Below are 21,015 nucleotides of genomic sequence, written 5' to 3'. Positions count from 1 at the left end.
ACCAGGCGCAATCACACGTAAAGCACGGACCAAGGGCGGCATCGTCACCATCGTGACGGTGCTCGCACTCGTGGCAGCGATGGGGCTGACCTGGTTCGGGCTGAGCGCCAACGACCAGGTGTCGGCCAATTACGACGCCAGCGCGTGGCTGTGGAGCCTGACCAAGGGCGAACTCGCCCGCGTCAACGGCCTGACCGGCAAGGTGGACACCCGCTCGCAGGCGCTGACCGCCTCGCAGGGCCACTTCGTGCAGGTCAACCAGTCCGACCGCTACCTGATCGTGCGCGACGAGTCGACCGGGCGCATCAGCGCCATCGACCCGGCCACGCTGCAGATCACGGCGGCGCAGGAGTCGCAGCAGGGGCTGGGGGTGACCATCGCACTGCAGGGGTCTTACGCGTTCATCATCGACCCGGTGCAGGGCGTGGTGAGCCAGCTCGACCCGGCGACGCTGCAGCCGATCGGCGAGGAGCTGCACTACCCGCCGGGCATCACCGGTGGGGTCTTCGACGGTGAGGGTCGGTTGTGGATCGCGGTGCCGAGTCAGGGCACCGTGTCGGCGATCACGCCCGCGAAGTCGCTCGGGACGGCCGGGGCCGGGGGCGCCGGTGGCGGCAGCCCGTCGCTGGTGCGTACCGAGGCCGTCGCGTCCCCCTCGCACGACCTGGCGCTGTCGGTGCTGGACAACGGGGTGGCGGTGCTGGACCAGACCACCGGCACGCTGACCACGCTGCGCGGCGCGGAGGACCTGCACAAGGTGACCGTCGACCAGGCGACCGGCGGCATCGTGCCGGGCAGCGCCACCGGCCCGGACATCCCGGTGACCGTCGGCGAGGGGCGCCACGTCTACGTCATCAGCGGTGACCAGGTGCGTGAGTTCACCGTGCCGGGCACCGGCGACCGGTTGAGCGCGGCGGTGCCGTGGGCGGGCCGGTTCTACGTCGCCGACGACCTCGCCGGCGCCGTGTACGTGCTGGACGGCAACGGCAACCCGGTCGACACGATCACCTTCAAGAACCCGGGCGGCAAGCTGGAGCTGGAGGTGCGCGAGAACCACCTGTTCATCAACGCGCCCGGCTCCTCGACCGCGCGGGTGGTGGACGAGCACAACCAGATCAAGGTGGTGGAGAAGTTCGCCCGCGACGTGCTGGGCGCCGAGCCGCCGCCCGCGCCGGTGGCGCCGCCGCCGGTCAAGCCCGCGGTCGGCAAGCCCGGTTCGCCGCGCAACGTCACGGCCGCGGCCGGTGACAAGCAGGTCCGGCTGAGCTGGGGCAAGGCCCCCGAGAACGGTTCGAAGATCACCAAGTACGTGATCTCGTGGCCGGGTCTGGCCACGCCCGTCACCGTCGGCGCGAACCAGCGCACCTACGTCGCGACCGGCCTGGTCAACGGGCAGACGTACACGTTCAGCGTGCACGCGGTCAACGGCAAGGGCGCGGGCCCGGACCGGCGCAGCAACGCGGTCATGCCGACCGGTGAGGTGCCCGACGCCCCGACCGCCGTCACCGCCAAGGCGCAGAACGACGGCACGGTCGACCTGAGCTGGCCCGCCGCCAACGGCCAGGGCCGCAAGATCACCCGGTACGAGGTCACCGCGGTCTCCGGCGGCTCGTCGGTCGCCATCGGCACCACCACCGGCGCGGTCAAGCTCACCATCGCCGACGGCGAACTCGACTACGGCACGCAGTACGCGTTCACCGTGGTGGCCGTCAACGACAAGGGCGCCGGATCGCAGCCGTCCCCGCAGAGCGACACCGTGGTGCCGTTCAACAAACCCGGCCAGGTCAAGTCGCTGTCGGCCAGCACCGTCGGCACCGCCAAGGGCACCATCCACGTCACCTGGGGCGTCCCGGCCGAGAACGGCCGCCCGATCGAGGGATACAAGGTCACCGCGGGCGGCAAGACGCAGACCGTCACCGGCACCAACGTCAACCTCAGCGGTTTCGGCGACGGCGAGGTCGTCACGGTCGAGGTCGCCGCGGTCAACGAGGCGGGCACCGGCGCCAAGGACACCACCAGCGCCAAGACCATCACCGCGCCGACCGTGTCCAACCCCAGCACCAGCAACATCGGCTACAACTCCATGGTCGTGCACTTCGCCTACGACGACGGCGGCGGCAGCGCCACCTGCACCCTGACCCTCAACGGCAGCAACCGCGGCATCGGCTGCAACACCGGCTCCGGCGGCTACACCGTCAGCGGACTGTGGCCGGGCAACACCTACACCTGGACGGTCACCATCAGCAACGACGCGGGCAACGCCACCACCGCCGCGCAGGGGCCCCAGACCCCGGACCTGGCCGCGTGGGCGAAGTGCAGCGGCTGCTCCGACGGTGTGTGGGCGTACAAGCCGAACGGCTCCGGGGTGCTGGCCCAGGACAACGGCTGCTGCGCGATGAACAAGTACTACAGCAACAACACCTCGGTCACGCCGATCTGCTGGTACCAGGGCGGGGTGACCACCAACTCGCAGAACCGGTCGGCCACCCTCAACGCGGCCGGCAACAACGGCAACAAGAAGAGCGACAAGTGGATTAAGGTCACCAGCACCAACTACCTGCCGTTCGCCTTCGTGAACCTGGAAAGTTCGGGCAACACCAGCAACAACTATGATCTTCTCCCCCAGTGCTGACCGAACACCCGCCGACCGAGCACACCCTGACCGAGCACAAAGGACGCAGTACGTGAACCAGCCCCAGCCGCTCACCCCGGCGCAGGTGCGCGCCTTCGCCGATCTGACCGCCAAGCTCAGTGGCGCGATCAGCACCGTCGTGCTCGGCAAGCCCGAGGTGGTGCGGCTGGGGCTGGTCGCCATGTTCGCCCAGGGGCACGTCCTGCTCGAGGACGTGCCCGGGGTGGGCAAGACCACCCTGGCCCGCGCCATCGCCGCGTCCGTGCAGGGCGCCTGGCGGCGCATCCAGTTCACGCCGGACCTGCTGCCCTCCGACGTCAGCGGCGTCACGATCTTCAACCAGGCCAACCGCGGGTTCGAGTTCCACCCCGGCCCGATCTTCGCCAACATCGTCATCGCCGACGAGATCAACCGGGCCTCGCCCAAGACCCAGTCGGCGCTGCTGGAGGTCATGGAGGAGCGATACGTCACCGTCGACGGCGTACGCCACGCCGTCCCCCGGCCCTTCCTCGTCGTGGCCACCCAGAACCCCGTCGAGATGGACGGCACCTACCGGCTGCCCGAGGCCCAGCTCGACCGCTTCCTGATGAAACTGTCGGTCGGCTACCCCGACGAGGCCGTCGAGATCGAGGTGCTGCGCGGCGCCGCGCTGCGCTCCCCCGAAGCGATCACCCCCGTCACCGACGTCACCACCATCGGCGAGGCGATCTCCCTGGCCAACCGGGTCCACATCGCCGACCCCCTCTACACCTACGCCGTCCGGCTGGCCGCGGCCACCCGCGAACACAAGCACGTGCGCGTCGGAGTCAGCCCCCGCGGCGTCATCGCGCTCACCCGCGCCGCCAGCGCGTACGCGCTCACCGAAGGCCGCGGCCACGTCCTGCCCGAGGACGTCAAGGTGCTGCTGGAACCGGTGTTCGCCCACCGCATCCTGCTCACCCCCGACGCGCAGCTGCGCGGCGTCACCGCCCACGAGGTGCTGCGCGACGCCGTCGAAGCGGTGCCGGTGCCACTGCCGGGCCAGACCGGGCCAACCCATGAGCCCACCCGGCCGGTCGGAGCACGGCCCGCCTGATGCGCATCACACTGCGGGGGGCCGGTCTCGGAATCGGCGGTGCGGCACTGCTCGGGGCGGGGTACCGGTTCGGCTACCCCGACCTCGCCGTGCTCGGCTCCACGGCACTCGCCGCGCTCGGCTACGCCCTCGGACACGCCGCGCTGCGGCCACGCCTGTCGGTGACCCGCTCGGTCGAACCCGACCGGGTCGCCCGAGGCGAGAGCAGCACCGTCACCCTGACCGTACGCAACACCAGCCGCCTGGGCGCCGCCACACTCATCGCCCACGACCGCTGCGGCCGCGCCGACCAGCCCGCCCGCACCGTGCCCGTGCCACTGCTACGCCTGCGCCCCGGCCGCGACACCGACATCAGCTACCCCGTGCCCACCGACCGGCGCGGCATCGTCGAGGTCGGACCCCTGCAGGTGGTACGCCGCGACCCCCTCGGCCTCATCACCGCCACCCGCAGCCACGGCGGCACCAGCCGCATCTGGGTCTACCCCCGCACCCACCCCATCCGCGCCGTGCCCGCGGGCATCTCCCGCAGCCTCGACGGCCGCCTCGACCGCGTCCCGCACGGCGCCATCACCTTCGACACCCTCCGCGAATACGTCATCGGCGACGAGCTGCGCCACGTCCACTGGCGCACCAGCGCCAAGGTCGGCGAACTGATGGTCCGCGAACACCTCGACACCAGCCTGCCGCAGCTCGTCGTGCTGCTCGACGACCGCGCCGACTCCTGGCCCGACCGCGTCGGACCCGTGTCGGAGGCGTTCGAGGCCGCCTGCGAGGCCGCCGCCTCCATCGTCGCCGCCGCCACCCGCGAAGACCTCCCCATCACCCTGCAACTGGCCAGCGGCGCCGCCGCGGGCGGCGGCCGGATCCGCGGCGCCGCCCGCGCCCTGCTGGACGTGCTCGCCGAAGCCGAACCCGCACCCGCCCCGGACGGCGAGGACACCCGGCTGCTCGACGCCACCCGGCGGCTGCGCCAGCACCGCCCCGGCGACACCCTGATCTACCTCACCGGCCTCGGCGGCGCCGCCGACCTGGGCCTGGTCAGCGGCCTGCGCGGCCCGTTCCCGTCGGTCGCGGTCGGCCTGCTCGGCCCCCGCGTCCTGGAGGAACCGCAGGCCGCCGGAGTGCTGCTGCTGCGCGCACACGACGGCGAGGACTTCGCCGCCGTCTGGGATGGAGTGACCCGGTGGTGATCCGAGCGCTGCGGGCGCTGACCCTGCCGCTGCTGATCCTGGCCATGCTGGTGCTCAGCGGCGCCGTCGCCGGACGCATCTACTCCGGCACCCTGTTCACACAGCTCGTCGCCGGCGCCGCCGCCGGCTCGGTGCTGGTCAGCGTCGCCTGCACCCGGCTGCGAGCCTGGCTGGTCGCACCGCTGTCGGTGCTCGCACTGGGCGGCTACCTCGCCTACGCGCTCCACCTGTCCGCGCAGCGGGCCGGGGTCGACGGGCCGCTGACCCAGCTGGCCGCCGACGCGCTGCGCGACGGGATTCCACGCCTGATCGCCGTACTGCTGCCGGTCGAACCGCAACCCGACACCGTCGCCGTACCCATCGTGGTCACCTGGCTGGCCGGGTTGGCCGCCACCGAACTGGCCACCCGCACCCGCCGCACCCTGATCGGCCTCGCCCCGCCGGTGCTGCTGTTCGCCGGGGCGCTGTGGCTGGTCGGACCGTCGGCCAAGCGCCTGACCTGGCCGGTGCTCGCGTTCGCGGGCCTGGCCGTGGCGGCCCTGGTCTTCACCGGCCGGGTGCGCACCCCCGACACCGGCGTCGACGCCGCCACCCGCCGCGCCCTGCGCCTGCGTACGGCCCTGGCCGGCGCCGTCGGGCTGCTGCTGATCATCGGGCTGACCGCCGCGCTGGAACAGCCGGTCGCACAGCGGGTCACCACCGCACCGCTGGACCCGCGCTCACTCATCGACCCGCCCGACCTCGACGCCCTCGACGAGAACCCGCTGATCCGGCTGTCCGGCTGGGCACTGCAGCCCCAGCAGCAACTGCTCGACGTGCAGACCGACCACGACGCCCGCATCCGGCTGGCCGTGCTGTCCGACTACGACGGTGTCACCTGGCGCGTCGGGGCCACCTACCGGCCCGCCGGACGCACCCTGCCGCCACCGCCCCAATCCAGCCAGCCCGGCCAGGGCGCGCAGGCGGTAAGCCAGACCATCATCGTGTCCGGGCTCACCGGCAAACTGCTGCCCGCCGCGGCCACCGCCCGCCGCGTCGACGGCGTACGCGTCTCCTACGACCAGCTCACCGGCACCCTGCTGTTCCCGGCCGGGCTCACCCCCGGCACCACGTACACCGTGGTGTCGCAGCAGGCCGAACCGGACGTGAACCTGCTGCCCGGCGCCGAAGTCCCCACCGGGTCGCAGATGGCTCGCTACCTGGCCCTGGGCCCCGGCGTCCCCGACCACCTCATCCGGCTGGCGCAGCAGCTCGGCGCCGACAACGGCGCCCCCTACCAGCGGGCGCTGGCGATCGAACAGTTCCTGTCCGACCACTACCAGCTCGACTCGCAGGCGCCCAGCGGCCACGCCTACCCCAACCTGGACTTCTTCCTGTTCGGGCCACCCAACGGCGGCGGTCGTCGCGGCACCTCCGAGCAGTTCGCCGCCACGTTCGCGGTGCTGGCCCGGCTGCTGAACCTGCCCAGCCGGGTCGTGGTCGGCTTCGAGGCCCACGCGGGGCAGCGCGCGCTGACCGCCGGGGACGCGCTGGCCTGGCCCGAGGTGTACTTCACCGACCTCGGCTGGATCCCGTTCCACCCGCTGCCGCAGCCCGACCAGGACGTCAAGCCGCTGGAGAACGAGTTCAAGCCGCTGCCGGAGACCTCGTCGCCGCCGCCGCAGTCCCCCGAGCCGGTCCCGACGTACGACACGAACCAGCCGACCGCCACCGAAGCCGGACCCAGCCCCACCGGACAGGCGGCGGGCGTGCCCGTCGCGCTCATCGCCGGGGCGGGCGGCGGCGGACTGCTGCTGGTGCTGCTGGTCGGCTTCATCGTGTTCGTGCTGCTGGCACGGGCCGCGCTCCGCCGCCGACGCCTGGACGAGGGCACCCCCGGTGAGCGGATCGCCGGGGCGTGGCTGGAGGTCGGCGACGCGCTACGGCTGGCCGGGCACCCGGCGGGCGGGCACCTGAGCGCCGCCGAGACCGCCGCGCACGCCGCCGACGCGGCCGCGCTGGTCCGGGGCAAGCACACGGTCCGGCTGCGGGCACCCGCACTCGACGAGGTCGCCGGTACGGTCAACACCGCCGTGTTCGGGCCCGGCACCTCCGACGACGCGGAGGCCGAGAAGGCCCGCAGCGGGGCGCTGGCCTACATCGACGAGCTCAAGGCCCGCCGGTCGTGGTGGCGGCGCCTGCTGTGGACCCTGCACCCCGGCCCGCTGCGCTGGCACCGCCGCCGTTGACGCTGTCAGCCCGCGGGCTTGACGCACTCGACCTTCGAGTCCTTCGAGCCCTGCAGCGGATACAACACCTGGCCGTTGAGGTCCACGTAGTAGCCACGCTGATAGTTGTCCGGGTCGTACTGGGCGCAGACGGTCTTCGTCGGCAGGGTGATCGTCTTGACGATCGTGCCGGGCCCGGTGATCTGGTACTTCTTGAGGACGATGTCGGACTCGTAGGCCCGGTTCGACGGGTAGTAGACCGTCAGGTGCAGCTCACCCGTGCCGGATCCGCTCAGCTGCACCCGCACCGTCGCCGTGTAGGTGGTGGCGTCGATGTGCGACGTGACGGTCAACGACGTCACGGTCAGCTTCGGCTTCGGCGCCGCTGGTGACGGCGCCTTGGCGGTCGGCTTCGGCGCCCCCGCCGGGCTGGGTGCGGTGGGGCTGGGCACGAGTCTGACGCTCGGCGAGGGCGGCGCGGACGGCGTGCCGGAGCCGTCCGCCGAAGGGACGGCGGAAGGCTGCGCCGAGGTGGGCGCCGACCATAGCGGCGCGTCCACCGCGCCGGGCGCGGCACCCGAACCCGCGCCACCGGCGGCCAGCACGGCCACCGCGACCCCGCCTGCCAGCACCGCCGCACCGGCCGCCAGCAGCACTCGCAGGGTGCGCCGGCGCCTTACGCCCGTGGCATCCACGTCCGCCATCATGATCCTCCCCGAAGACGACTCGGCGACTCTAGACCACGCCGACGACCGCGCGGAGCCGGGCCACCGGGCACCACCAGCCACTAGGTCCCAGCCCGTGCGGGCGATCGCCTCGCACGCGCGTGGGTTTGCCGCAGTTTCCGGGAAAGTGTACGAATAGTCGCCAAGATTCATGCACTTTCCCCGAAACCGCACCGCATTCGTCAGGAGGTACGGGAGCGGGGCGCCTGGCCTTCGCGCAGATGGCGGACCTGGTTCCAGATCTCGTCCGGGCAGTAGCCGGAGTCCTGGCGGCGCAGGTCGATCCGGTCCAGGCGCCGGACCCGCAGCTCCAGATAGCCGGGCCCGGCCGAGTACACGTCGTCGCTCTCCGACCAGAACCACATGTGGTCGTCGCGGTGGGACTTGTCCTGCGACGTGATCTGCAGAACCTCCAGATACTCCGGGTATGTCCGCAGCACCACGAACGGGCGATCCTTCGACCCGTCTCCCTCCCGGAACTCCACCTCGCCCCACCAGATCTCCTGCGGCTGCGGATCAAGCTCGACGGAGACGTGCGAGCCCTGGGGCCGGTACACGACCGGCCGCCGGTCGGGCACCTTGCGGTCGAGCAGCCGCAGCACCGCGTAGAACAGCAGCGCCACCAGCGCGGCGGCCAGCGGGCCGACCATCGGCAGCGCGAAGACCAGCGACTTCAGCCGCTCCTCGTCGGTGGCCGACGGCGCAGCGGTGGTCACCGCCGCAGGCAGGTACTTCTCGTCCAGGAACAGGGCAGTCAGCGCCGCGGCCGTGCACAGCGCGGTGAGGATGCCCGCCCGGATCAGGTGGATGCGCTGGCCGGGATGAGCCTTACGGCGGGCGGCGATCCGGACCACCAGGTATGCCACGACCGGCGCCAGCGCCACCCCGATCCACCACGACGGATACGCCGCGATCTGGTCCGGCTTGCGCACCAGCAGGAACGCCACGATCGCGGGCGAGGCGAGGATCATGCCCGGGATGGAGACGAACAGGCTCACCAGGATCGGCGCCACCAGGAACAGCAGCAGACAGCCACATCCAGACCGACCATTGCCGCGCGCCATCTGCTCTCCTCCACATTGGTCAGCGGTCGATTCTATCCACGTGCCCGCCCCCTGACCCCCGCCCCCGAGCCCCCACCCCGAACACGACCGGGCCGGGCGCCGTAACGGCGCCCGGCCCGGTGAACAGTCTGCAGTTTCGGGGAAAGTGCTCGAATCAAGGCCAAGATTCCCGCACTTTCCCCGAAACTGCTAAACCTCAGCAGCTCACGCGGACGGTCAGGTCAGCGTGATCGTCGTGGCCACCTGCTGCGCCGGGGCGCCCGGGTAGGTCACGGTGACCGTGATCGTCACCGGACCCGTCGGACGCTTGGCGGTCGGCCACAGGACAGCGAAGGTACGCGTGATCGGTTCGAACACGGGCGTCGTCGCCGACAGCGACTGCGCCCCCGAGGCCGACACCTTCACCCGGCCGGCCAGCAGCAGGCAGGCCGACTCCAGCAGCGGGATCGGTGCCCCCGACACGTCGGTGAGCTGGAACGTGACGGGCACCACCGAACCGGCCCGCACCGCGCCACCCGCCGCCGGAGTGATCACCCGGACCGCGTACCGGACGAGCTGCGTGGCCGTACCGGCGCTGGCCAGGTAGGACGCACCACCGAGGTACTGGGCGGTGACCTGGTGCTGCCCCACCGCCAAGCTGGCGATCGGGCTGCTGGTGGCCGTACCACCGGACAGCGCGACCGGACCGCCGACCGCAGCCCCGTCAACGCGGAACTGCACGAACCCGGTCGGGGTGGTCCCGGCCGGGCCGGCCACCGTCGCCGTGAAGGTCACCGGCGCGCCGAGCACCGACGGGCTGGCCGAGGAGGTGACCGCCGTCGTGGTCGCCGCGGCGGCCACGGTGACCGTGTAGTCCCGGGCCACCGTGCTGACCGGGTTGGTGGCGGTGACGGTGAAGGTGTAACCACCGCCGACGGTCGGCGTACCGGAGACGACACCCGACGCGGACAGCGACAGACCGGGCGGCAACGCCCCATCGCTCAGCGCGAAGGTGATCGGGCCACCGCCGCCGGCCGAGACCGACGCCGAGTAGGCCGACCCGACCGTGCCGCCCGGCAGCACGCCGTCGAGCGTCACCGGGTCGACCACAGCCACCGCGAGCGGGCCCGACTGCGATCCGAGCAGATCCGCGCTGCCCGAGTACTCGGCCGTGATCGCGTGGTCGCCGCCCGGCAGCACCGAGGTGACCAGCGTCGCCGTGCCACCGCTGAGCGCAGCCGTGCCGATCGGGGTGGCGCCTTCGCGGAAGGTGACCGTGCCGGTGGCCGGAACGGCCGCGGTGACGGTCGCGGTCAGGGTGAGCGCAGCGCCGGTCGTGACCGGGTTCGGCTGCGCGCCGAGCACCGTGGCACTGGTACCCGGACCGACGTGGATCGAGGCAGGCAGCTCGGCCTGCCCGAACGCGCTGGCCACCTGCACCGTGAAGGCGAAGTCACCCGCGCTGGCCGGAGCCCCGCTGAGCTGGCCGTCCGCCGTGAGGGCCACGCCCGGCGGCAGGCTGCCCGCCGTGACGCTCGCCGCCACCGGGCCCGAGCCGGTCACGGTGAAGGCGAAGCCGTACGGCTCGCCGACCGTGCCCGCCGGCGGGGTGCCGGTGACCGTGGGCGCGACGCCGAGGTCGAGGCCGACCACCACCGGGTCGTGGTCGCTGGTCCGGAACCGGTCGGGCGCGTAGAGCGACGCGATCTGCCCGGCGGTCTTGAAATCGGTGTTGTAGTCCAGCACCGACGGCTCGTCGGCGTTGTGGTGCACGTCCCCGGCACCCGTGACCTGCCCGACGGCCGGGCCGCTGGCCAGCACGTAGTCCAGGTAGCCCCACTGGCCGTCGAAGGCGTACGAGTAGGCGTCGTCGCCGTGGAAGGCCTTGACCAGGTTCGTGAACCCGGCCGCCTCGAGAGCGGCGATCGGGTCCTCGCCCGCGTACGAGTTGAGGTCACCGACGATCAGCACGTCCGGGTCGCCCGCGCCCGGCACGACCGTGGTGGAGATCCAGCTCGCGAGCTCGTTGGCCTGCTCGGTGCGGTGGGCGTTCCAGCAGCTCTGGCCGTCGCCCTGGTCGGTGTCCGGACCCGAGGTCGGGCAGGAGCCCTTCGACTTGAGGTGGTTGGCGATGACGGTGAACCGCGCCCCGGCCGGGGTCTGGAACGTCTGCGCCACCGGGCGCCGCTCGAAGATCGGGTTGACGTCGACGAACGTGGCACCGGCGACCGGGGTCACCGCCGCGGTGCGGTAGAGCAGGCCCGCCTTGATCGCGTCGGTACCGGCGACGTCGGTGCTGCCGGTGGCCGCGTCAGCGTTCACGAAGGCCCAGGTTCCGGGGCCGTCGGCGGCGTTCAGCGCGTTCACCAGCGCCTGCAGCGCGCTGTCCGGGCCGTAGCCGTCGTTCTCCATCTCCATGTAGCCGATGACGTCGGCGTCGAGGAAGCGCAGCGACGCGACCTCCTTGGCCAGCTGCCGCTGGTACTCGGTGTCGCTGGTGGCGCCCCGGCAGTCGGTCACCGCGCCGAGCGTGCCGAGGTGACAGCCGGTGTAGGTGTTGAAGAAGTTCAGCAGGTTCGCGCTGGCCACCTTGAGCGAGCCGCCGACCGCGGGCGGCGCGGACGGCCTCGGGTTGCCCGCCTGGAAGGAGGCGGTGCCGCCGAGCGCGCCGAGCGGGCGCAGCCGGTACGCGTTACCGCTGGCCGAGTTGCCCGCCCACGTGTAGGTCAGCACCCCGACCGGATCGGTGACCGTGTCGCCGCCGCGCAGCGTGTTGCTCGCCGAGAGGGGCTGGCCGCCCCGGCCGAAGACGATCGGGTCGGGGTTCTGCGCCTGGTCGGCATCGTCGATGATCAGGCGGTTGAGGTTGTTGGCCAGCTGGGCCGCCGCGACGGCGGCGGTGTCGGTGGCCCGGATGTCGGCCGTCGGCTGGCGCAGCCGACCACCCGACGAGACCACGACCTGCCCGAACCGGCCGAGCTGGAAGTGCTCGGTGACGCTCAGCGTCTGGTGGAACCGCACCAGCATGCCCTCGTAGGGTTCCAGGTCGGTGGCGCTCGCGCGGGGCAGCGTGACGTCGGTCGGGGCGACGGTGCCCTGCGTGCCGCAGGAGACCACCGTCGTCGCGGTGCCGGTGAGCTGGGTCTGGCCCTGGAACTCCGAGACCGGGCCGGTCACCTCGACCACGTCGCCGAGGCTGACGAGGTTGGCGCCGTTGTCGAAGACGAAGACACCGTCCGAGGTGGCGGTATCGCCGTCGCCGGAGTCCTGGAGGTAGAAGCCGCGCAGCGCCGGGCTCGGGCCCTCGCTGTCGCCGACGACGGTGCCGCGGACCGTGACGGTCTGCCCGGCCAGCGGACTGACATCGCCGGTGCCCTGCACCACGCCGATCGCCGTGACGGCGCCGGTGCACGCCGGGGTGACCGGGTTGACGGTGACGGTCGCGGTCACGCTGTCGACCTGTCCACCCGGGCCGGTGACGCGCACCCAGTAGGTGGCGGTGCTGCTCAGGGCCGGGGTGGTGTACGACGCTCCGGTGCCGACCGGCGTCGACGTGTCCCCGGAGGTGCCCGCGTACCACTGGTAGTTCAGCGGGCCGGTGCCGGTCGCGGCGGCGGTCAGCGTCGCCGTGGCACCGGAGCTGATGGTCATGTCCTGCGGCTGCGTCGTGATCGCCGGAGTCGTCGGCACCGAGCCGCCGGCCGGGGCGAAGGCGACGCCACGCAGGGCGGTGTTCGTGGCCGCGGTCTGCAGCACGACGGCCGTGGCGCTGATCGGCGCGTCGTAGGCGGCCGTGTCCTCCACCTTCACCAGCTGCGCCGATCCGGCGTTCGTCGTGGCGAACAGCGTCGCCGTGGCACCGGTGACCGAACCCGTGATGCCCCGGGCGCCGCTGCCGCTCGGGCGGAAGTTGCCGCGCGCGGTCCACGCCGACCCGTTGAACGAGTACTTCGCGATCCCGCCGTTGGGGCTGGCGGAGTCGTCCGCTACGTAGAGCGTGTCGACACCCGGCACCCCGGGGTCGCGGTCCAGCGCGAGGATGGCGTACGGGCTGGGCACGGCGGTGACCAGCGACGGGGTCTGCCCGCCGGTCGTCGGCAACCCTGAGCCGACGGCGTAGACGCCGGTCGGGGCGCTGCCGGTGGAGACGTAGAGCCGGCCGTCGGCGATGGCGACGGCCCGCAGGTTCGTCGGCGCGACGCTGTTGATCTGCGTCGTCGTGCCCGCGCCGACGGTGGCCAGGCGCACACCGCCGGAGGAGCCGACGGCCCAGACCCGCGAGCCGTCGTCGGAGACGACACCGCGGATGTTGGCGCCGCTGAAGGCGTCGGTGATCGCCGTGGTGGTGTCGACCGCGCCCGCGCCGTCGACCCGCGCGGCCACCCGCGCCACCGTCGCCGTGCTGCTCGTGGCCACACCGGCGAGGCCGGGGTCGGCGTCGTATCCGCCCAGCGTCAGATAGCGGCCGTCGGCCGAGAGGGCGAGCGCGCCCTCGGAGGTCGCGCTGCCCGCCATGGTGAAGCGGCGGTTGCTGCCCGAGACCGAGGTCGGCAGCGTGATCGTGCGCACCAGCGCACCCGCGGGCGTGTACTCGTCGAGGAAGACCGGTGCGGCCACACTGCTCAACGCCGCGGCCCCATCACCGACCCGGACCACGACGATGTTGCCGGAACTGGTGTCGGCGGCGGCGCTGGACGCGGTCAACGCTGCCGCGCCCGGTATCACCAGTAACGCGACGGCGAGACGGGCGAGGTTGCGTCGGATGTGGAGACGCACAGGGGTACCTCTCTGCGCAGGGACGGGGATGGTAGTCACCGTATGGTGTCAACGCAGGCCGTCACAAGGGCGAGGGCCGATGGTTCGCACAACCGCAACGGCTCGGTCAGCCGACGGCAACTTCACCCGGCGAATCCACTTCGGTTCTGCCTGCTCCTGGTCGCCGGTGGATGCTCAGCCCGTCCGGCGCCACCGCCGCGGCGGCAGACCCTCGCCCAGCGCCCACGCCTCGGCCAGATGCGACACATCCACCAGGCAGCCGTGCCGAATGTTGCCCAGAAACACCTGCTTGCCCTGTTCCACCACCATCGCGTCGTTGGCGGGGAAAGTGTGCACCGAACCGTCCCCGCGTACGTGGTGGATCCCGTCCATCGCCAGCACCAGCCGCTCGTCACCCCGCCCGAACTTGCGCAGCAGCGACGGTCGCAGCACCTTCCCCTGCGGCACGTACGAACTCATCGGACAGTCGATCCGCGCCAGCCCAAGCTCCGCCCGGGTGCCGACCGGCACCACCACCAGCGCCGTGTGCAGCCACGACGCCACCGCCGCCCGTACGTCGGCGGGGGTCAGCTCCGCCGCGGCGGCCAGCTCGGCCGGGGCGGGGCTGTCGGACACGCCCAGCAGCCCGGCCTGAGCCGCACCGGCCACCCGGTCCAGCCGCATCGCGTCGCGCACCGCCTCGGTGGCACCCTGCTGGTCCAGGAAGCGGCGCACCGCCTCGGGCATCTCCGACCCCTCGCCGGTATGCCAGCTCACCGCCCAGTCCAGGTCGGCCTGCGACACCGGCCGGTCGGCCAGCGCCCGCAACTGCTCCCACAGGATCCGCGCCGCCATCGCCGCGTCACGACCCCGCTTGCCCGAGAACTGCAGGCCCAGGCCGAGCTGCACCGTGGTCGCGCCGACCGGCGTGTACCAGGGCGCGACCACACAGTCGAGCCCGGCCGCGTCCAGCGCCTCGTCCGACCGGCGGTGCAGCAGCGCGAACACCAGGTGCGCGGCCGAACCGGCGTGCGCGGTGACGGCGATGCCGGGCGCGGCCACCTCATCCTCGTACCAGCCGCCGGATCGGACCGGCACCAGGTCGGGTCGGGCGGGGCTGTCGCCGGGCGGCAGCGGCAGCCGCAGTCCCGGCCACGGCGCCCGGGTCAGCGCGAGGGCCACGTTGGCGCCGGTGAAGTAGCGGGCCACGTGGGCGCGTACCTCATCGGGGGTGAAGTCGGTGTAGTCGATCGGCGGCCAGCGCAGCACCCCGGCCCCGGCCGCGCCCAGCCGGCGGGCCAGCAGCGACCCCCACGGGTCCCGGCACGGGTCGTCCAGGTCGAGGTCGAGGGAGATGACGCGGTCGGACGCGTCGGCCTGCGCGGCGGTCTCCTCGAGGTCGTCGAGGGGGTCGCGCGCCAGTTCGGCCAGCGCCGCGCAGCACTCGGCGAGATGTTCGGCCACCTCCGCCGCGCTTCCCGACGCGGTGAAGGAGGTCTCCACCACGCCGGTCCGCTGGTCGGCCTCGGTGCTGACCGACTCCAGCACCAGCAGCTGCACCAGGTGGTTCAGGCCGATCAGGTCGACGTCCTCGTCACGCGCACCCACCCCGAACACCAGCGACGCCTGTACGTCACCCGGATAGTCGTGCCACGTGACGGCAACCCCGTCGACCTCACCCGCCTGCATGCCGCGAGCCTAGACCGAGGTCGCAATGCGGCGGTTTCGGGGAAAGTGCAGGAATCTCGGCCCCGATTCGTGCGCTTTCCCCGAGATTGCACCCGCCCACCGGGCGACTGACGGCGGGGCGTGACGGGGCTGGCGGGTTAGCGGGCGGCGCAGTGGATATGGACAGCGCATGCCGACGCCTATCCTGTCCGCCATGCGTAACCCTCTGCGCGCCCTGCACCCCCGGCAGTTCCGCGGCATGCGTCTCCTGCTGCTGGTCACCGCGTTGGCCGTCGCCGCGATGGTCGGCGGCACGACCCTGCTCGACGCCGAGTTCCGCGGCGTGGCCATGGGCGTGCTGCTGGCGGCCGGACTGATCGGCGGCTGGTTCGCCGTCACCGGCTTCCGCCCGCTGTGGACCGCCGCCGCCGGACTCATCGGGTTCCTGTTGGTGGTGAGCGTGCTGGTCGAGACCGGGCCGAGCCTCCTGCAGCTGCGCGGCGGACGCGTGGAGGCCCGGGTCACCGCCGTACGCGAGGCGGGCAGCAGCCAGGACCGCTACCACTACACGCTGACCACCCCCGGCTGGCGCCCGGTGTCGGGCGAGCTCACCAGCGGGGAGCCGCGTTACCGGGTCGGCGACCCGGTGACCGTGGTCGAGGACCCCAACGGGCTGGCCGACCCGATGCTGCCCAGCGAACTGACCGAGCACCGGCAGAGCTGGCTCGCCCTGATCGTGCTGTACCTCGTGACGGCCGTGCTGTGCCTGCTCGCGGGCCGTCCCCGGCCCGCGGCCGACGCGCCGCACGCCGGCGCCCGCCGCAGCAGGCGCCGGAAGGCGGAGCCGGTCACAGCGTCGTCTCTCCCGTGAGGCCGAAGAAGTCGTGCCACTTGGCGCCGCCGAGGAAGCCGGTGCCGGTGGAGACGCCGACGAACACGTCGTTGGTGCTGCCCTTGCTGAACACGACGATGTCGTCCTTGCCGTCGCCGTTGTAATCCCCGGTGTACGGGAACTCCCCGGCCAGGCAGAAGAAGTCGTTCCACTTGACCGTGGTGCCGACGAAGCTGCTGCCGTTGGACAGCGCGGCGTACACGTCGGCGTCGGCGTTGCAGGTGAACGTGGCGATGTCGTCCTTGCCGTCACCGTTGAAGTCGCCGACGCGCGGCAGCTCCGCGCCGACCGCGAACAGGTCGTGCCACTTGACCCCGGCGCCGAACGACGAGCCGTTGGACAGGGCCACGTACACGTCGGCGGCGGTCGCCGGACCCTGCGTGAACGTGGCGATGTCGTCCAGGCCGTCGCCGTTGAAGTCGCCGACCGCCGGGTACTCCCCGGCCGGGGCGAAGAACTCGTGCCACTTCACGCCCGCGCCGAAGCCCGTGCCGGTCGACAGGGCCACGAACACGTCGCCCTGGGCGTCGTGGGTGAACGTCGCGATGTCGTCCTTGCCGTCGCCGTTGAAGTCACCGACGACCGGGACCTCGGCGCCGGGCGCGAACCAGTCGTGCCACTTGGCGCCGCCGAGGAAACCGGTGCCGGTGGACAGGCCGACGTACACGTCACCGAGCGTCCCGCCGGTGAAGGTGACGACGTCGTCCTTGCCGTCGCCGTTGAAGTCGCCGGTGAGCAGCTTCTCGCCGGTGAGGCCGAAGAAGTCGTTCCACTTCACCGAGGTGCCCGCGAACGCCGAGCCGGTCGAGGTCGCCACGTACACGTCGTTGAGCGAGCCCAGGTTGAACGCGACGATGTCGTCCTTGCCGTCGCCGTTGAAGTCCGTCGGGGAGCCCGCCGGGAACAGCGGGGCCGAGGCGCCGCAGTTGTCGCTGGTCAGGTACTTCTGGTTGTACGAGCCCGGGTACGGCGCCAGCGACACCCCGTTGATGGCGATGTTCTGCCCGACGCCGTTGAGCAGCTGCTCGTAGTGCAGGTGCGGGCCGGACGAGTTGCCGGTGCTGCCGGTGACGCCGATCTGCTGGCCCTGCGCCACCACCGCGCCGTCGGGCACGGAGTAGGCGCTGAGGTGGAAGTAGTAGGTCTTCCAGCCGCCGCCGTGCTCGATGGCGATGTAGTTGCCCGCACCGCTGGGCTGCGAGAACCGGTACGCGGTACCGGCCGCCGAGGCGATGACGGGGGTGCCGTTGGTGACGCCGCCGTCGGCGCGGACGAAGTCCAGGGCCAGTCGGACCTCGGCGGAGTGATGGCTGTAGGTCCAGGTCTGTCCACAGGGGAACGGTGCCTTGAAGTTCGGTGCCGCGAACGCCGGGGTCTGGGTGACCACGGTCGCGCCGACTGCGGCGAGCAGGCTGACGAGGAAGGTCCTGAGGGTGAGACGGGCACGGCGGCCCATGGCAACTCCTCTCGACCGCGGGGGCTGCGGTCGGCTCGGGGGTCGAGAAATCGATTCCCCGAGTTTGGTCATCGTCCTCACTTATGTCAATGTTTCACTGCGCACTGCCACCCCGTATCCGGAGCCTCCAACTGCCGCACAACGGATCCAGCAGGCTGTTGCCCCGCAGCCGAAGGACCTGGCCAACCGAATCAGCCGGTAGTGGGCGCCAGCGGGGAGGGCAATCGATTTCCAAACGGTCCGAAACGAGCCGTTCAGCGGCCGGTCAGGGTGCTGCCGTACAGGGCGAGCATCCGCTCATGCTCCGCCGCCGTGCCGATGGCATCGCGGTGCTCCGGGTGGTCCAAGTACCACCGGACCATCGCCACGACCAGGCCGGAGTGGACAGACCACTCCCGGCCCAGCGCGGTGGCCGACAGTCGCGGGGCCAGCTCGCCCCGCTGCTCCGCCAGCCACTCCCACGACTGGTCCACCCTGCGCCAGCCGACGAGGCTGACGCCCTGCGGGGTGAGTTCGAGCCGGGGCCGGTCGAGCAGCACACACAGGTACGGGTAACCCAGCACGAGCGCTGACCCGATACCTAGCCACCAGTACGGACCGCCGCTGCCCGGGTCGCCGATGGCACCGGACAGCCTGGCCGCCGTGGTCGAGAACCAGAACACCCACAGCACTCGCGTCGACCCGTGGGCCACGAACGCGGGCCGGTCGCCACCGCGCACCGTCCAGCGCCGCCGCAGGTACCGCGCAGCAACGGCGAGCAGCAGGTAGGACACCATGACGAGAATCCAGACCAGACCGAGGATCCGCAACCAGGCCGGGTGCGCGAGCGCCACCGCGATCTGAGTGACGGCGACCACGCCGACGAGGGCGGTGACGGGCCTGAAGACCACTGCGAAGGGGCGCACGGCGGCGATCGTAGAGCGACGTCGCCAACCGCGTGCCCATCCGCCTTGCCCCGACCTGGCACATTGATCCATGTCGAGACGAGGGGCGGTGGTCGGGATGAGCGTGTCCCCGGATCACCTGGGTCCGTATCCGTTCACCGAGGCCGACCTGCGACATGACCGGCTCGTCCACGGCGTGCGGCACACGCTGGCGGACTACACGCGCTGGCGCGACGGCAACCCGGGCGCGATCGCGGCGCACGTGGACCGCTACACGGAGCAGCTGGCCCGGATGGCGGCATCGCGTCGCCGCCTGCCCCGCTGGCTCACCCCGGGCCGCCGGCGGCGGGACCGGCGCGCGCAGGCGGCCCGCGAGGCGACCTACTTCGCCGTGTACGACCTGGCAGAGGTCCCCGCCGCCGACGACGTCGACCGGCTCGTCCAGCGGGCCGAGCGGGAGCTGGGCCGTTGGCAGGATCTGGCGCGCGAGGTCGAACGAGCCCGCGACGTGGCCGGGGTGCTGTCGGTGCTGACCGCGCGCGTGCCCGGCCTGGACCGGGTACCGCAACCGGGCTGGCTGGCCGGGCGGCTGGAGCGGCTGCACCGGATCCTGCCGGAGGCGGTGGTACGGGCCGGGGGCATGGGCAAGGTGGTGCGCACGATCGCGGGCGTGCTGGCCATCGGAGCGTACGACGTCCGCTCCACCGAGCCCGCCACGCGCCGCGAGCACCTGGCCCGCATCCTGCCCGGCGCCTACGCCTACGGCGCCGCGTACGCCATCGTCGACGACACCCTGCACGACCTGCCCGGCTACCTGTCCCCCGCCGACCGCGACCACTACCACGCGATGATCGCGTCCGGACTGGCCACCGGTGCCCCACTGGACCCCGCCGGGCTGCCCGACCACCCGCTGGCCGACGAACTGCTCGACCTCTACGACCAACTGCTCACGGTGTACCCGTTCCAGGCGCACCGGCCGCTGTGGCACGCGGCCGAGTCGATGTACCTGGCCCAGCACCGCGACGCGGCCACGGCCGCCGACCGCCTGGCCGAGCTGTACCCGGACGTGTTCGTCAAGGCCGGGATGAGCCGCGTGATCGCGAACCTGCTCGGCCGCCGTTCCGTCCCCGACGGCTTCTACGCCCGCTGCCTCAACACGATCTTCCTGAGCCAGTTCAAGGACGACCTCGCCGACCGGGCCGAGGACCGCGCGGCTGGCCGCGTCACCCCGTTCACGCTGGACCCGGCGCTGGCCCGCGACGCTCTGCACGACCTGTTCGGCTACGACGCCTACGTCTGCGACCAGGTGTACGGCGGCGACGAGACCGCGCGCGAGGCGTTCACCTGGTTCGGCGCGGTCAAGCTCGCCGTGGCGGTCAATGCCGCCCCGTCCGGGGCGGCACGACTGCCGCGCGACTACCACGCCACCGCCGAGATGGAGCGGTTTCTGCGCCGGGCGGCAGGGCTGGGCGCGGTGGCGGCCCGCGAACTGGACCCGGCCGACATGCGGCTCAAGCACACCGTGGGCCGGTCGCTGCGGCACCGTCCGCAGACGACGGTGGACGCACGCACGTTCGTCGCCGACCGGCGCGCCTACCTCGACGACGTGGTGCGGGCGGCGACCCCGGGCGGGGGCGGCGAACTCGACGAGATCATCGCGTACGCGCTGGACGGCGCGGGCAAGCGGCTGCGCCCGGCGCTGACGCTGATGCTGGCCGAGAGCCTGGGGGTGCCGTACCCCCGGATCGAGCCGCTGCTCGGCGCGATCGAGCTGTTCCACACCGCGAGCCTGGTCTTCGACGACCTGCCCGCGCAGGACGACGCGACCACCCGCCGGGGCCGCCCGACCGTGCACCTGGCCCACGGCGAGGCGGGTGCGCAGCTGGCCGCGATCGCGATGCTGTCGTCCGGCTTCGGCCTGCTCGCGACGCTGGACCGACACCACCCGCCAGCCCGGGTCACGGCCGTGATCGAGTACGTCGGGACGGTGCTCGGCCCGCGCCGGCTGTGCCAGGGCCAGCTGCTGGACCTGCGCCTGGACCGCGACGCCGCCACCGAGGACATCCTGCGCATGTACCGGCTGAAGACCTCGGCCATGCTGGAGGCGGCGCTGGTGCCGCTGATGCTGCTGGAGGGCCGCCCGGTGGCGCAGACCGACGCGCTGCGCCGCTACGCCGACCATGCGGGGACGGTGTTCCAGCTGCGCGACGACCTGCTGGACCTGACCGCAGCCGAGGCGGCACTGGGCAAGGACACCGGTCACGACACCGGCAAGGCCAACGCCGTACGCACCCTGGGTCCTGACGCGGCCCGGCAGCTGCTGGCCGAGCACCTGGCCGCGGCCCACACGGCCCTGGCCGAGCTGTCCTTCGACACCGCGCTGCTGGCCGGGGTGGCCGAACACTTCGCGCACCGCCGCCGCTGACCTGGCGCTACATCGTTCGTTAATACCGGCCCTGAAGTCGAAATATCTATTTTCTTGAGATCC

12 protein-coding genes are annotated in these 21,015 nt (G+C 72.3%); 6 read left to right on the top strand and 6 right to left on the bottom strand.

Features of this window, described 5'->3' with window-relative positions:
- Positions 1-52 precede the first annotated feature (52 nt).
- Genes KUA19_RS30740 through KUA19_RS30725 form a run of 4 tightly spaced genes read left to right on the top strand, consistent with a single transcriptional unit; the run spans position 53 to position 7,125 of the window.
- Positions 53-2,632, top strand: coding sequence for a fibronectin type III domain-containing protein (locus KUA19_RS30740; RefSeq protein WP_308167745.1), 2,580 nt, complete (start codon positions 53-55; stop codon positions 2,630-2,632).
- Positions 2,633-2,684: 52 nt separating this feature from the next.
- Positions 2,685-3,707 carry an AAA family ATPase gene (locus KUA19_RS30735; protein WP_217401569.1) on the top strand — a complete coding sequence of 341 codons (1,023 nt, stop codon included), beginning with the start codon at positions 2,685-2,687 and terminating at the stop codon, positions 3,705-3,707.
- A complete protein-coding gene (locus tag KUA19_RS30730; protein WP_217401568.1) occupies positions 3,707-4,897 on the top strand; it encodes a DUF58 domain-containing protein in 1,191 nt (396 codons plus the stop codon). The genes KUA19_RS30735 and KUA19_RS30730 overlap by 1 nt, the downstream gene beginning before the upstream one ends.
- Positions 4,891-7,125: a transglutaminase TgpA family protein gene (locus KUA19_RS30725; RefSeq protein WP_308167743.1), complete on the top strand. Its 2,235-nt coding sequence runs from the start codon at positions 4,891-4,893 to the stop codon at positions 7,123-7,125. Before KUA19_RS30730 ends, KUA19_RS30725 begins: the two co-directional genes overlap by 7 nt.
- A gap of 5 nt (positions 7,126-7,130) precedes the next feature.
- Here KUA19_RS30725 and KUA19_RS30720 read toward each other — a convergent pair whose 3' ends face one another.
- The 4 genes from KUA19_RS30720 to KUA19_RS30705 form a co-directional block, all read right to left on the bottom strand.
- The gene (locus KUA19_RS30720; RefSeq protein WP_217401567.1) at positions 7,131-7,808 is read right to left on the bottom strand and encodes a hypothetical protein; all 678 of its coding nucleotides are present in this window, start codon (positions 7,806-7,808) and stop codon (positions 7,131-7,133) included.
- A 203-nt stretch (positions 7,809-8,011) separates the two neighbouring features.
- A complete protein-coding gene (locus KUA19_RS30715; protein ID WP_217401566.1) occupies positions 8,012-8,893 on the bottom strand; it encodes a hypothetical protein in 882 nt (293 codons plus the stop codon).
- Between the two features lie 216 nt (positions 8,894-9,109).
- Positions 9,110-13,648, bottom strand: a complete 4,539-nt coding sequence (locus tag KUA19_RS30710) for an ExeM/NucH family extracellular endonuclease (protein WP_308167742.1) — start codon at positions 13,646-13,648, stop codon at positions 9,110-9,112.
- 174 nt (positions 13,649-13,822) lie between these two features.
- Positions 13,823-15,316, bottom strand: a complete 1,494-nt coding sequence (locus KUA19_RS30705) for a peptidase M16 family protein (RefSeq protein WP_217401565.1) — start codon at positions 15,314-15,316, stop codon at positions 13,823-13,825.
- Between the two features lie 193 nt (positions 15,317-15,509).
- On the opposite strand from KUA19_RS30705, the gene KUA19_RS30700 reads away from it, so the two are divergent.
- Positions 15,510-16,166: a hypothetical protein gene (locus tag KUA19_RS30700; protein WP_217401564.1), complete on the top strand. Its 657-nt coding sequence runs from the start codon at positions 15,510-15,512 to the stop codon at positions 16,164-16,166.
- Here KUA19_RS30700 and KUA19_RS30695 read toward each other — a convergent pair.
- Together KUA19_RS30695 and KUA19_RS30690 are read right to left on the bottom strand one after the other, a co-directional pair.
- On the bottom strand, positions 16,144-17,643 hold the full coding sequence (locus KUA19_RS30695; protein ID WP_217401563.1) for a VCBS repeat domain-containing M23 family metallopeptidase: 1,500 nt from the start codon (positions 17,641-17,643) through the stop codon (positions 16,144-16,146). The two genes, KUA19_RS30700 and KUA19_RS30695, sit on opposite strands and share 23 nt — an antisense overlap.
- 254 nt (positions 17,644-17,897) lie before the next feature.
- Positions 17,898-18,548, bottom strand: a complete 651-nt coding sequence (locus KUA19_RS30690; protein WP_217401561.1) for a hypothetical protein — start codon at positions 18,546-18,548, stop codon at positions 17,898-17,900.
- A gap of 97 nt (positions 18,549-18,645) precedes the next feature.
- On the opposite strand from KUA19_RS30690, the gene KUA19_RS30685 reads away from it, so the two are divergent.
- Positions 18,646-20,952 (top strand): polyprenyl synthetase family protein, encoded by a 2,307-nt coding sequence (locus KUA19_RS30685; RefSeq protein WP_217401559.1) that lies wholly within the window; start codon positions 18,646-18,648, stop codon positions 20,950-20,952.
- Positions 20,953-21,015 lie beyond the last annotated feature (63 nt).

The organism is Catellatospora tritici, from assembly GCF_019083965.1.
GTDB classification, from domain to species: Bacteria; Actinomycetota; Actinomycetes; order Mycobacteriales; family Micromonosporaceae; genus Catellatospora; species Catellatospora tritici.
The sequence above is the reverse complement of the archived record's forward strand: the minus strand, read 5'-3'. Positions and strand labels throughout refer to the sequence as shown.

What these genes read in the sequence shown, in the direction of transcription:
- KUA19_RS30730 (WP_217401568.1), top strand. Translation starts at nt 3,707, where the DNA reads ATGCGCATCACACTGCGGGGGGCCGGTCTCGGAATCGGCGGTGCGGCA.
- KUA19_RS30700 (WP_217401564.1), top strand. Translation starts at nt 15,510, where the DNA reads ATGCGTAACCCTCTGCGCGCCCTGCACCCCCGGCAGTTCCGCGGCATG.
- KUA19_RS30695 (WP_217401563.1), bottom strand. Translation starts at nt 17,643, where the DNA reads ATGGGCCGCCGTGCCCGTCTCACCCTCAGGACCTTCCTCGTCAGCCTG.
- KUA19_RS30720 (WP_217401567.1), bottom strand. Translation starts at nt 7,808, where the DNA reads ATGGCGGACGTGGATGCCACGGGCGTAAGGCGCCGGCGCACCCTGCGA.
- KUA19_RS30685 (WP_217401559.1), top strand. Translation starts at nt 18,646, where the DNA reads ATGAGCGTGTCCCCGGATCACCTGGGTCCGTATCCGTTCACCGAGGCC.
- KUA19_RS30705 (WP_217401565.1), bottom strand. Translation starts at nt 15,316, where the DNA reads ATGCAGGCGGGTGAGGTCGACGGGGTTGCCGTCACGTGGCACGACTAT.
- KUA19_RS30715 (WP_217401566.1), bottom strand. Translation starts at nt 8,893, where the DNA reads ATGGCGCGCGGCAATGGTCGGTCTGGATGTGGCTGTCTGCTGCTGTTC.